Consider the following 12,334-nt stretch of genomic DNA (forward strand, 5'->3'; position numbering starts at 1 on the left):
ATCGATTTCGCCGGCGGCCCGGCGCGCAAAACGCCGTGTGGGTCCGCATCGCAACGCCGGCTTTCGCCCGACCATTCGCGAAACGAGAACGATCAATTCTCCTCAGCGGGGATTCTGTCGCAACCGCCGAGTTTCTAGACTTGCCTCAAGCGATGAGACCTGCTCGTCGCACCTCCAAAAGGATACAGTCATGAAGCTCTACGTTCATCCGCTTTCCGGTCACTCGCACCGCGCCCGCCTGCTCATCTCGCTGCTCGGCATCGAGCATGAACTGGTCGAAGTCGACCTGGCCGCCGGCGCGCACAAGTCGCCTGAATTTCTGGCGCTGAACCGCTTCGGTCAGGTGCCGGTGCTGGTCGACGGGGACACCGTGATCGCCGATTCGAATGCCATCCTCGTGTATCTCGCCCGCACGTCGGGCAACAGCGACTTCCTCCCGCAATCGCCCGTGCAGGAAGCCGCCGTGCAGCGCTGGTTGTCGGTCGCGGCCGGCGAGATCGCATTCGGGCCGGCCGCCGCGCGGCTCATCACGGTCTTCGGTGCGAAGTTCAATGCCGACGAAGTGATCGCCCGCGCGCATCGCATCCTCGCGCTCATCGACGCCGAACTCGCGGGGCGCGACTTCATCGTCGGGTCGAAGCCGACCATCGCCGACGTCGCGTTGTACGGCTACGTTGCGCGTGCACCCGAAGGCAATGTGGACCTGTCCGGCTATTCGAACGTCTCGGCGTGGCTGCGCCGCATCGAAGCGTTGCCGGGTTTCGTCGAGTTCGTGAAGACGCCGGTCGGGCTCGCGGCCGCTGCGTGATCGAGGTCGACCCGTCGCCCGTGCGGTGACGGAGGCGACGCCGGGCGCGTCAACGCGCGCTGAAAGCGTCATGTGCAGGTTCCGTCGAGGAGACACATCGTGAGCACGGTATCGAATGAAGCGAACTCGCCGTGGCATCGGGGCGAACTCGAGCTGCAGGAAAAAGCAGGCGTGATGCAGAAGATGGACAGCGTGGGACGGCGCTTCGTCAGGGATCACATGCCCGACCAGCATCGCGCGTTCTTCGCACAGTTGCCTTTCGTCGTCGTCGGTGCGGTGGCCGACGACGCAGACGTATGGGCGACCTTCGCATTCGGCCAGCCCGGCTTCATGCAGTCGCCGAACGACAAGCGCCTGCGCATCGACACCGTGTTCGATCCGAACGATCCGGCTGGCAGTGGCACGCACGACGGCGCGGCGATCGGCCTGCTCGGCATCGAACTGCATACGCGGCGTCGCAATCGCCTGAACGGCATGATCCGTCGCGGCGAGACGCGCGCATTCGATCTCGATGTCGTGCAGAGCTTCGGCAACTGCCCGCAATACATCCAGTTGCGCGATTTCGCGTTCGTACGCGAACCCGATACGTTCTCGGAAATCGCACCGGAGGAAAGCGATCGTCTCGACGATCGCGCCCGCGCGATCATCGCGGCTGCCGACACGCTGTTCGTTGCGTCCTACGTCGGCGACGGCGCCGAGCGTCAGGTCGACGTTTCGCATCGCGGCGGCAAGGCGGGGTTCGTGCGCATCGGCGACGACGGCGTGCTGACGATCCCGGATTTCGCCGGCAACCTGTTCTTCGCGACACTGGGCAATTTTCGGGTCAATCCGCGCGCGGGCATCGTGTTCGCCGACTTCGAAACCGGCGACGTGTTGCAGATGACCGGCGAAGCCGAAGTCGACCTCGATTCACCGGAGATCGCCGCATTTCAGGGCGCGGAGCGACTGTGGCGCTTCAAGCCGCGCCGCGTCGTTTATCGCGCCGGCGCATTGCCGTTGCGCTGGACGTTCCGGGCGGAAGGCTGGTCGCCCAACTCGCTGATGACGGGGAGCTGGGACGAGGCCGCGCGCCGCCTGAGCGCCGCCGAACTGGCACGGGCGTGGCGTCCGTTCAGGGTCGCGAAAATCACCGACGAGAGCACGCTGATTCGCTCGTTCCAGCTCGACCCTGCGGACGGCGCCGGCTTGGTGCCGCACCTGGCGGGCCAGCACGTGCCGATTCGCGTGAATCTGTCGGAGGGCGGCGATCCGCTCATCCGCACCTATACGTTGTCGAGCGCGCCGTCGGACGGTGTGTATCGCATCAGCGTGAAGCGGGAAGGGCGCGTGTCGTCGCATCTGCATGACGGGGTGCAGGTCGGTGACCGCATCGAAGTGCGAGCGCCCGCCGGGCAATTCACGATCGATGCGCTCGAGCGCCGTCCCGCCGTATTGCTGGCGGCCGGTGTCGGCGTGACGCCGATGCTGGCGATGTTGCGTCACATCGTCTACGAAGGCGCGCGCAAGCGCGGCACGCGCAAGACCTGGTTCTTTCACGCGGCACGCTCCGTGAAGGAGCGCGCGTTCGGCGACGAGATCGGCCAGCTCGCGTCGGCGGCGAACGGCGCGGTGAACGTGGTGCGCGTGCTGTCGGACGCGACCGGCGCGCGCGAGGGCGACGAATTCGACGTCGTCGGCCGCATCGATGCGAACCTGCTGCGCGCGACGCTGCCGTTCGACGACTACGACTTTTACCTGTGCGGACCGTCGGGCTTCATGCAAGCGGTCTATGACGCGCTCCGCGACCTGAACGTGGCGGACCATCGAATCCACGCGGAGTCGTTCGGCCCTTCCGGGCTCAAGCGTCGAGCCGATTCGGACGCGAGTGCCCCACTGCGTGCGCCGGCGGATACGCCGACACCCGTCGCGTTCGTCAAGTCGGGCAAGGAAGCGCGCTGGCAGCCGGGCAGCGGCTCGCTGCTGGACCTGGCCGAGGCGCGCGGACTGACGCCGGAATACGGGTGTCGCGGAGGCAGTTGCGGCACTTGCCGCACGCGGATCGTCGAAGGCGCGGTGACGTATCCGGTCGCGCCGGAATTCAAGGTACCGGACGACGAAGCGCTGATCTGCTGCGCGGTGCCCGCGCATCGCGAATCGGGCGGCGGCGATCGTCTGCTGCTCGACGTGTGATTCAGAACCCTCGTCGCACGGCGACGATTCCCGACGAAAGGAGTTTGACCATGAAAGACGTCAACGTTGCCCGCCCGCCGGTTCCACCGTTCTCGCTGGACACGGCGATCGAGAAAGTGCGGCTTGCGGAAGACGGGTGGAACACGCGCAATCCGGAGCAGGTTTCGCTCGCGTACAGCGTCGACAGCGTGTGGCGCAACCGCGCCGAATTCGTGACGGGCCGTCCGGCGATCGTTGCGCTGCTCACACGCAAATGGCAGCGCGAACTCGACTACCGGCTCATGAAGGAGCTGTGGGCGTACGGCGGCAACCGGATCGCCGTGCGCTTCGCCTACGAGTGGCATGACGACGCGCAGAACGGGTATCGCTCGTACGGCAACGAGAACTGGGAATTCGGCGACGATAGCCTCATGCACCACCGCCATGCGTGCATCAACGATCTGCCGATCGCCGAGGCCGATCGCAAGTTCTTCTGGCCGCTCGGGCGCAGGCCCGACGATCATCCGGGCCTCAGCGATCTCGGTCCGTAAGGCCTGCTTGCCTACGGCGCGCGATGCTCGCTACGCGTGCCGACTCGCCGGTGCCTGCTAGGGCGTGAACACGCCCTAGGCAGACCACATCGGCGCTTGGGCCCTCAGCCTTTCGACGCAGAGATCGATGAACGCGCGCGCTTTCCGGTTCGCGTGCCGGCCCTCCCGATGCACGACGTGAACCGGGAGCGGCGCAAGTTCGTGCTCGGCCAGCAGCACGCACAGCGTGCCTTGCGCGAGTTCGTCGACCACCTGATAGGACAGCAGGCGCACGATGCCGAGGCCGGCCGTTGCCGCGGCGATCGCGGAATCGTTCGTCGTGGTCAGCAGGCGCGGCTGGATGGGGACGGTGAGCGTCTTGTCCCGCGCGCGGAAGCGCCATTCGGGCGCCGGCGTGATGCCCGTCGCCTGAATCGTGACGTGAGCCGCGAGATCGTCCGGACGCTGCGGCGTGCCGTGCGCGTCCAGATAAGCGGGAGACGCGCACAGCACGCGGCGTACCTTGCCGACCGAGATCGCCTGCAGCGACGAGTTCGGCAACTCGCCGATGCGCACGGCCACGTCGGCGCCTTCATCGACGAGATTGACGACGCGGTCCAGAAACCAGCAGTTGAGATTGACGGAAGGATGCTGCTGCAGATACTCGAGCGCGATCGGCGTCACGTAGCTCTTGCCGAACAGTACAGGCGCCGTGACGGTGAGCTGGCCGCGTGGCGTATTGCCGGTGCCGGTGGCGGAAAGCTCGGCCGCGTCGATGTCCGCCAGAATGCGCCGGCAGTCCTCGTAAAACGACGCGCCCGCATCGGTGATGCGGACCACGCGCGTCGTCCGCGTCAACAGCCGCACGCCGAGATATTCCTCGAGTTCCGTCATCACGCGGCTGATCACCGACGGCGAGACGTTCAGCTTGCGCGCCGCCGATGCGAACCCTTCCGTCTCGACCACCGTGACGAAGGTGGTCATGGCCTGGAGCCTGTCCATGTATGAAAGATATCCGGGTGAAGTGAACGTGGCCTCACGCGCATCGCGTGTCAGGATGAACGCGTGTCCGGCTCCGCGATGCTCGACGATCGGATGCGCCACTTCGCCGGCGTCATGCCTACCTGCCGTTTGAACACCCGTTGGAACGCGGCCTCGGATCGATAGCCGACCGATTCGCCGATTTCGGCGACGGACATCGTCGTTTGCGCGAGCTTGCGCCCGGCAAGCGCCATGCGGATTTCAGTCAGGACATCGGTTGCCGAGCGGCTGATCGCCTCGTCGAAGTGGCGTGCGAACGTCGCGCGCGACATGTGGCAGCGCTCGGCCAGCTGGGCCAGCGTCCAGGGCTTTTCGGGCTCGTCGAACATCGCTGCGAGCGCCGGCTGCAGCCGATGACGTTGTGCCAGTGCAAGCAGCCCGCGCGGCGCGTGGCCTGCCTCGGACGCACTGCGCAGGGTCAACGCGAACAGCGCGCCGGACAGATGATCCACGACCGCGGTACTGCCGGCGCGTTGCTCCAGCGCTTCCTCGCGCATCAAGTCGATGAGCCGCGCGAGCCGCGTGGCTGCAAACGCGGCGTCGCGCGTCTGTTCGTCGCCCGCGGTTACGCTGCTCACGATCAGACGTCGCGGCAGATGGTCGCGCAGCAACTGCTGCGGGACGGCAGGCAGCACGAAGCGCCCGCACAGCACATCGGTGTTCGCATTGGTGCTGCCGTTCGTCGCAACGGTCAGGCCGTTTCGGTGCCGCTCGCGCGCCGCGCGCGGCGCCTCGCCGCTGCCGTCGTGCAGCCGATGGGCGCTGCCGGACGGAAACACGACGATGTCGCCGGCCTTCATCCGCAGCGTCGGTTCGTCTTCTCCGTCCGTCTCGCACTCGACGACGGCCTCGCCGCGCAACAGGATGTGATAGGGGAGTTCCCACTCGCTCGACTCGGGATGGTCGATGCGCCACGGCGACCCGAAGTGGCACCGCACGTCAAGCCGCCCGGTGACCGGCATCATGGACAGCAATCGGTCGAGCATTTCCATATGAGACGTTTGAGCATGGAGTTGCGGCAGTATGGCATTAAAGAAAACGTCACGCATCCCTACACTGACTCCCATGCCATACGACATGGCTAACCGTTCAACCACGAAGCAAGGAGTCGATCATGTCCCGTCTCACCACCATTCGCCCTGAAGAGGCAACCGGCGCGGCCGCTGAAGTGTTCGCGAAGATCAAGAAGGCCGTCGGCAAGGTGCCCAACGCATACGCCACCATCGGCACGCAAAGCCCCGAAGCGCTCGGCGCGGCGCTGGCGTTCGATGCGGCGGTCGCGGCGAGCACGCTCGGCAAGGCCGATATCGAAGCGATCAAGCTGGCGGTCAGCGAATACGCGGGATGTGATTACTGCGTCGCCGCTCACACGCTGATGGGCAAGCTGGCAGGCCTGACAAGCGATCAGATGAAGCAGGTGCGCGCGGGCGCGGCAACCGGCGACGCCGCGCGGGACGCGCTGGTCGCGTATGTTCGTACGCTCGTCGGCACGCACGGCACGGTCCCCGTTGCGGTCGTCGATGCGGTGCGCGCAGCGGGCTATACGGAACGCCAGCTCATCGAGATCAATCTCGCCATCGCATCGATCACGTTCACGAACCTCGTCAATCGCGTGAACGATACGACGCTCGATTTTCCGGCCGTGGCGTAACGGCGCGGTGGATCGCGGGCAGGAAGCCCGCGTCCGCGCCGATACGCGGATGCACTACCGGCTGTCGGGATCGGCCCGGTACCCGAGCTCGCCGCTGATCAGCCCGGCCTCGTGGCGCAGTGCCGTCGCGACTGGCCCGTCGATCGATGCGTCGAAGCCGCCGGTCGCGCCCAACGCGGTGATCGCCGCACACATATGTCCGTTCGCATCGAATAGCGGCGCCGACACGGCGCTGATGCCCTTCAGGTTCGTGTCGCGGACGGTCGCGAGGCCGGCCGCGCGAATCTCGCGCTGCAATTGACCGACCGGATCGCGTCGATCGAGCTGCGCGCGCAGCTCGGCCGGCGCCGACGCGAGTTCGTCTTCCGCCAGCTGCCGCACACGCGGCTCGTCGAGCAGCGCGAGGAACAGCCGCCCGGTTGCGGACCATAGCAACGACATCACCGAGCCGGCGCGAACATTGACCGTGACCGGCAAGCCGGGCTCTTCGAAGCGCATGATCGTCGGCCCGCGGTTGCCCATGATCGCGACGAAGCACGTTACCTCCAGGCGCTCGCGCACGCGCACGAGCGACGGTTCGGCGAGCCGTATCGGGTCGGCCATCCGGATCGCCGCGAGCCCGATCGAGATGCACTGGGGCCCGAGCACGTATTGCTGGGTCGCGCGCTCCTGCGTGACGAACGCTTCCTCCATCAGGCTCGCCAGATAGCGGTGAACCTTCGCGGGATTCTCGTCGAGCCGCGCGGCGAGCGCGGTCAGCGTGGCGCGGCCGCCGCACGCGGCGAGTTCCTTCAGCACGAGCAGGCCGGTCGACGCGGACTGGACGCGTTGCCTGCGGTCGCGCTCGGCGGCCGCGGTCTTCTTCGTTCTGGCGATCTTTTCCATAAGCCGGATTCTAGCCGGACGACCGGCGGTGCCCGGCCGCCAAGGTTTACCCCAGTCGCTTGATTACGCATTGCGTATTAGATTTACGCAAAATCATAGCACGGGAGCGAATCATGTCCGTCACGGACCGCCACGCGTCATCGTCGAAATGTCCGTTTCATCCTGCGCCGGCCGCGGCGAGCGCACCGAACGGCTGTCCGGTGAGCGCCGCCGCAGCCGCGTTCGATCCGTTCGACGACGGCTACCAGCAGGACCCGCCCGAGTACGTGCGCTGGGCGCGCGAGCAGGAGCCGGTGTTCTACAGCCCCAGACTCGGCTACTGGGTCGTCACGCGCTACGACGACATCAAGGCGATCTTTCGCGACAACCTCACGTTCAGCCCGTCGATCGCATTGGAGAAGATCACGCCCACCGGCCCCGAGGCGAACGCGGTGCTCGCGTCATACGGCTTTGCGCTGAACCGCACGCTCGTCAACGAGGACGAGCCCGCGCACATGCCGCGCCGCCGCGCGCTGCTCGACCCGTTCACGCCCGACGCGCTGAAGCATCACGAACCGATGGTGCGCCGGCTCGCACGCGAATACGTGGACCGCTTCATCGACGACGGTCGAGCGGATCTGGTCGACCAGATGCTGTGGGAAGTGCCGCTCACCGTCGCGCTGCACTTTCTCGGCGTGCCAGAGGAGGACATGGACACGCTGCGCGAATACTCGATCGCGCACACGATCAACACGTGGGGGCGCCCGAAACCGGAGGAGCAGGTCGCGGTCGCGCATGCGGTCGGCAAGTTCTGGCAGTTCGCGGGCAAGGTGCTCGACAAGATGCGCGAGAATCCGTCCGGGCCCGGCTGGATGCAGTACGGGATCCGCAAGCAGAAGGAACTGCCGGACGTGATCACCGATTCGTATCTGCATTCGATGATGATGGCGGGCATCGTCGCGGCGCACGAGACGACCGCGAACGCGACGGCGAACGCGATGAAACTGCTGCTGCAGCATCCGGACGCGTGGCGCGACATCTGCGAGGATCCGTCGCTGATTCCGAACGCAGTCGAGGAGTGCCTGCGCCACAACGGCTCGGTCGCCGCATGGCGACGGCTCGCGACGAAGGACGTGACGATCGGCGGCATCGACATTCCGGCGGGCTCGAAGCTGCTGATCGTCACGTCGTCCGCGAATCACGACGAAGCGCGCTTCGCGGACGCCGACCTGTTCGACATCCGCCGCGAGAACGCGAACGATCAGCTGACGTTCGGCTATGGATCGCATCAGTGCATGGGCAAGAATCTCGCGCGCATGGAGATGCAGGTCTTCCTCGACGAGTTCACGCGCCGTCTGCCGCACATGAAGCTCGCCGAGCAGCGCTTCACGTATGTGCCGAACACGTCGTTCCGAGGCCCCGAGCATCTGTACGTCGAATGGGATCCTGCGCTGAATCCCGAGCGCCGCGACCCGTCGGTGCTGCACCCGCGCGCGGCGGTGCGCATCGGCGAGCCGCCGTCGCACGCGGTGAGCCGCGCGGTCACGGTCGAACGCGTGTCGATGTGCGCGGATCGCATCGCCCACATCCGGCTCGTGTCCGCCGACGGCCGCCCGCTGCCGCGCTGGACGCCCGGCTCGCACATCGACGTGATCTGCGGCGATACCGGCATCACGCGCCAGTATTCGCTGTGCGGCGACCCGGACGAGCGCGACGTGTACGAGATCGCGGTACTGCACGAAGCGCAGAGCCGCGGCGGATCGGCGTGGGTGCATGCGAACCTGCGCGCCGGCGATGGGCTGAAGATTCGCGGCGCGCGCAATCACTTCCGCTTCGCAGCCGACGTCGACAAGGCCATCTTCGTCGCGGGCGGCATCGGCATTACGCCGATCAGTGCGATGGCGCGCGAAGCGAAGGCGCGCGGCATCGATTACGAAATCCACTACAGCGGCTCGCGACGTGCGTCGATGGCGATGCTCGGCACGCTCGCCGCGCTGCATGGGGAGCGTCTGCACGTATACGTGTCGGAAGAAGGCTCGCGTAACGACTTTCGCGCGCTGTTCGCGCAGCCGGCCGACGACACGCACATCTACGCGTGCGGCCCCGCGCGGATGCTCGACGCACTCGAAGCGAGCTGCGCGCACTGGCCGCGCGATGCGCTGCGAGTCGAGCATTTCGTGTCGACGAAGGCGGCGCTGGATCCGTCGAAGGAGCGGCCGTTCGAAGTCGAACTGAAGGATTCGGGCATCACGCTGACGGTCTCGGCGAACCAGACCGTGCTCGACGCGTTGCAGCACGCGAACATCGACGTGCAGAGCGACTGCCGAGAAGGGCTGTGCGGCTCGTGCGAAGTCCGCGTGCTGGCCGGTCGAGTCGATCATCGCGACAGCGTGCTCACGCGCGCGGAGCGCGACGCGCACGACCGCATGATGACCTGCTGTTCGCGCGCGTGCGGTGGCGAGCGGCTCGTTCTCGAACTTTGAACGCGCGGTGGCGCCGCGAGCGCCGCTCGCCCCCCATAAACCACAAAAAAGACCGGAGACATGCGCGATGAAAAAGCGTGCCAACCTGATGTTCGCCTGCACCGTCGGCACCACGCTCGAGTGGTACGACTTCTTCGCGTTCGCCGCGTGCGCGGTGCTCGTGTTCGACAAGCAGTTCTTCGTCGTCGGCAATCCGCTCGCGGCCACGCTGCTCGCGCTCGCGACGTTCGCGGTCGGCTTCGTCGCGCGGCCGCTCGGCGGCATCGTGTTCGGGATGATCGGCGACCGCATCGGCCGCCGCAAGACGCTCGTCGTCAGTCTGCTGATGATGGGCATCAGCACGTTCTGCGTCGGCCTGTTGCCGACCTATGCGTCGATCGGCATCGCGGCGCCGCTGCTGCTCGTGCTGCTGCGGATCGTGCAGGGGATCGCGGTCGGCGGCGAAGCGACCGGGGCGATCCTGATGATCGCCGAATCGATGCCCGCCGCGCAGCGCGGCTTCTGGACCAGCTTCACGATGTTCGCCGGCCCGCTCGCGAACGTGCTGACCGCGTTCGTGATCGGGCTGGTGCAGCGGTTCTACGGCGATGCCGCATTCGTCGACTGGGCGTGGCGGATTCCGTTCTTCATCTCCGCGCTGCTCGTGATCGTCGGTTTCTGGACGCGCCGGCGCGTCGAGGAATCGGCGGCATTCGCCGAGCTGGCCGCCGCGCATCGGACGGTCGAGCGCGCGTCGCTGCGCGAAACGTGTGCGGGCAACTGGCGGCAGATGGCGCGTGCGTTCTTCGTGAAGGCCGCGGAAAACACGTTCCTGTATCTGTTCTCGACGTTCGCGCTCGGACTCGCGACCGGCTATCTGCACTTCAGCCGGCCGCAGGCGCTGTCCGCGCTGATGTGGGCGTCGGCGATCGAGGTCGTCGTCATCCTGATCGCCGCGCACGTGTCGGACCGGGTCGGACGGCGCCCGGTGCTGATCGCCGGCTTGCTCGGCGCGGCGGTCGCCGGTTGTTCGTTGTTCACGTTGTCGCCGGGCAGCGATTATGCGCATCTGCAACTCGCGTTGATCGCGTGCCTGGCCTGCCACGGCATCATTCTCGGACCGATGGCCGCGTACATGGCCGAACTGTTTCCGACGCGGGTGCGCTTTACCGCACTGTCGACCAGCTATCAGCTCGCATCGGTGCTCGGCGGGTCGATCGCCCCGATCGTCGGCACGCTGCTCGTCAGCTATACGGGCTCGGCGATCTTCGTCGCGGGTTACGCGATGCTGATGGCGCTTCCCGCGTTCGTCGCGGTGATCGCGTCGCGCGAATCGCGCGGTGAGGACATCGATTCACAGTCGATGTTCGCCGGACATGCGATGCGGACGAACGACCGGCCGCGTTCGACGCATGCGTAAAGAACGGCGGCCGCGTCATGCGGGCGAAGAAGCGGGTTGCGCGGCTGCGGGTCCGATCCGTCCGTATTAACCCTGATTAAAAACCCTTATCACGGTGAAAAATTCCGCATCTTATTGAACCGATATCGGCTGGCTATAGTGGCTCGCTTTCCCGCACGCGCCACCGGCGTGCGCAGACAAACGCAGGAGCCCCTTGATGACCACCACCGATACCCGCTTCACCGAAGTCGAGGATCTGATGCCCGCCGCCGGCGGGCTACGCGAGATCCGTCACCACATCCATCACCACCCCGAACTCGCGTACGAAGAGCACGACACGGCCGCGCTCGTCGCCGACAAGCTCGAGCAATGGGGCTGGCAGGTGACGCGCGGGGTCGGCAAGACGGGTGTGGTCGGCACGCTGCGGGTGGGCGACGGCACGCGCAGCATCGGCATTCGCGCCGACATGGATGCGTTGCCGATCGTCGAGGCGACCGGCCTGCCGTATGCGAGCGGCACGCACGGCAAGATGCACGCGTGCGGCCACGACGGCCACACGACGATGCTGCTCGGCGCCGCACAGCATCTCGCGAAAACGCGTCACTTTTCGGGCACCGTGCACCTGTATTTCCAGCCGGCGGAAGAGCACGGCGTCGACAGCGGCGCGAAGAAGATGATCGACGACGGCCTGTTCGAGCGCTTCCCGTGCGATGCGGTGTTCGGCATGCACAACCATCCGGGCGCGGCGCCCGGCGTGTTCCTCACGCGGCGCGGCCCGTTCATGTCGGCGGGCGACAAGGCGATCATCACGATCGAAGGCGTCGGCGGCCACGCGGCGCGGCCGCACCTGACGGTCGATCCGGTCGTCGTCGCCGCGAGCATCGTGATGGCGCTGCAGACGATCGTCGCGCGCAACGTCGACCCGTCGCAGCCGGCGGTCGTCACGGTCGGCTCGATGCACGCCGGCACCGCGAACAACGTGATCCCGAACGGCGCGCGCCTCGAACTCAGCGTGCGTTCGTTCAGCCCGGAAGTGCGCGCGCTGCTCAAGCGCCGCATCACCGAGCTGGCGCAAACGCAGGCCGCGAGCTACGGCGCGAGCGCGAACGTCGAGTACATCGAAGGTTATCCGGTCGTCGTCAATACGGATGCCGAAACGGATTTCGCCGCGCAGGTCGCGCGCGAACTCGTCGGCGATGCGCACGTGGTCGAGCAGACCGACCTGCTGATGGGCAGCGAGGATTTCGCGTTCATGCTGCAGCAGCGGCCGGGCTCGTTCGTGCGGCTCGGCAACGGCGAAGGCGAGGACGGCTGCATGGTGCACAACCCGAAATACGACTTCAACGATCGCAACCTGCCGATCGGCGCGGCGTTCTGGACGCGCCTCGTCGAGCGTTACCTCGGGCAGTGATCGCGGCGGCGGCGCGCGGT

10 protein-coding genes are annotated in these 12,334 nt (G+C 66.6%); 7 read left to right on the forward strand and 3 right to left on the reverse strand.

What is annotated here, in order from left to right:
• Positions 1-190 precede the first annotated feature (190 nt).
• The 3 genes from JYG37_RS26365 to JYG37_RS26375 all read left to right on the forward strand — a co-directional run bounded on the left by JYG37_RS26365 (position 191) and on the right by JYG37_RS26375 (position 3,507).
• Positions 191-808 (forward strand): glutathione S-transferase family protein, encoded by a 618-nt coding sequence (locus JYG37_RS26365; RefSeq protein WP_124638892.1) that lies wholly within the window; start codon positions 191-193, stop codon positions 806-808.
• 99 nt (positions 809-907) lie between these two features.
• Entirely contained in the window at positions 908-2,977 is a 2,070-nt protein-coding gene (locus JYG37_RS26370) for a 2Fe-2S iron-sulfur cluster-binding protein (RefSeq protein ID WP_213346180.1), read from the forward strand.
• 50 nt (positions 2,978-3,027) lie between these two features.
• Positions 3,028-3,507, forward strand: coding sequence for a nuclear transport factor 2 family protein (locus JYG37_RS26375; RefSeq protein ID WP_176016273.1), 480 nt, complete (start codon positions 3,028-3,030; stop codon positions 3,505-3,507).
• Positions 3,508-3,582: 75 nt separating this feature from the next.
• Here the strand turns inward: JYG37_RS26375 and JYG37_RS26380 are convergent, their stop codons facing one another.
• On the reverse strand, positions 3,583-4,488 hold the full coding sequence (locus JYG37_RS26380; RefSeq protein WP_050012121.1) for a LysR family transcriptional regulator: 906 nt from the start codon (positions 4,486-4,488) through the stop codon (positions 3,583-3,585).
• Between the two features lie 50 nt (positions 4,489-4,538).
• Complete coding sequence (locus tag JYG37_RS26385) at positions 4,539-5,519, reverse strand: cupin domain-containing protein (protein WP_249746049.1); 981 nt, start codon at positions 5,517-5,519, stop codon at positions 4,539-4,541.
• Positions 5,520-5,641: 122 nt separating this feature from the next.
• Here JYG37_RS26385 and JYG37_RS26390 point away from each other — a divergent pair, with 122 nt between their 5' ends.
• Positions 5,642-6,178, forward strand: coding sequence for a carboxymuconolactone decarboxylase family protein (locus JYG37_RS26390; RefSeq protein WP_050012119.1), 537 nt, complete (start codon positions 5,642-5,644; stop codon positions 6,176-6,178).
• Positions 6,179-6,232: 54 nt separating this feature from the next.
• Here the strand turns inward: JYG37_RS26390 and JYG37_RS26395 are convergent, their stop codons facing one another.
• Entirely contained in the window at positions 6,233-7,063 is an 831-nt protein-coding gene (locus JYG37_RS26395) for an IclR family transcriptional regulator (protein WP_124594371.1), read from the reverse strand.
• Positions 7,064-7,176: 113 nt separating this feature from the next.
• Between JYG37_RS26395 and JYG37_RS26400 the strand changes: the two genes are divergently transcribed.
• From JYG37_RS26400 to JYG37_RS26410, 3 genes are all read left to right on the forward strand, one after another.
• Positions 7,177-9,525, forward strand: coding sequence for a cytochrome P450/oxidoreductase (locus JYG37_RS26400; RefSeq protein ID WP_050012117.1), 2,349 nt, complete (start codon positions 7,177-7,179; stop codon positions 9,523-9,525).
• Between the two features lie 67 nt (positions 9,526-9,592).
• The gene (locus tag JYG37_RS26405) at positions 9,593-10,924 is read left to right on the forward strand and encodes an MFS transporter (protein WP_050012116.1); all 1,332 of its coding nucleotides are present in this window, start codon (positions 9,593-9,595) and stop codon (positions 10,922-10,924) included.
• Between the two features lie 196 nt (positions 10,925-11,120).
• Positions 11,121-12,314, forward strand: a complete 1,194-nt coding sequence (locus tag JYG37_RS26410; protein WP_050012115.1) for a M20 aminoacylase family protein — start codon at positions 11,121-11,123, stop codon at positions 12,312-12,314.
• The last annotated feature ends 20 nt before the right edge of the window (positions 12,315-12,334 follow it).

Source organism: Burkholderia sp. LAS2, assembly GCF_018417615.1.
GTDB classification, from domain to species: domain Bacteria; phylum Pseudomonadota; class Gammaproteobacteria; order Burkholderiales; family Burkholderiaceae; genus Burkholderia; species Burkholderia sola.

What these genes read in the sequence shown, in the direction of transcription:
- JYG37_RS26365 (WP_124638892.1), top strand. Translation starts at nt 191, where the DNA reads ATGAAGCTCTACGTTCATCCGCTTTCCGGTCACTCGCACCGCGCCCGC.
- JYG37_RS26375 (WP_176016273.1), top strand. Translation starts at nt 3,028, where the DNA reads ATGAAAGACGTCAACGTTGCCCGCCCGCCGGTTCCACCGTTCTCGCTG.
- JYG37_RS26380 (WP_050012121.1), bottom strand. Translation starts at nt 4,488, where the DNA reads ATGGACAGGCTCCAGGCCATGACCACCTTCGTCACGGTGGTCGAGACG.
- JYG37_RS26385 (WP_249746049.1), bottom strand. Translation starts at nt 5,519, where the DNA reads ATGGAAATGCTCGACCGATTGCTGTCCATGATGCCGGTCACCGGGCGG.
- JYG37_RS26390 (WP_050012119.1), top strand. Translation starts at nt 5,642, where the DNA reads ATGTCCCGTCTCACCACCATTCGCCCTGAAGAGGCAACCGGCGCGGCC.
- JYG37_RS26395 (WP_124594371.1), bottom strand. Translation starts at nt 7,063, where the DNA reads ATGGAAAAGATCGCCAGAACGAAGAAGACCGCGGCCGCCGAGCGCGAC.
- JYG37_RS26400 (WP_050012117.1), top strand. Translation starts at nt 7,177, where the DNA reads ATGTCCGTCACGGACCGCCACGCGTCATCGTCGAAATGTCCGTTTCAT.
- JYG37_RS26405 (WP_050012116.1), top strand. Translation starts at nt 9,593, where the DNA reads ATGAAAAAGCGTGCCAACCTGATGTTCGCCTGCACCGTCGGCACCACG.
- JYG37_RS26410 (WP_050012115.1), top strand. Translation starts at nt 11,121, where the DNA reads ATGACCACCACCGATACCCGCTTCACCGAAGTCGAGGATCTGATGCCC.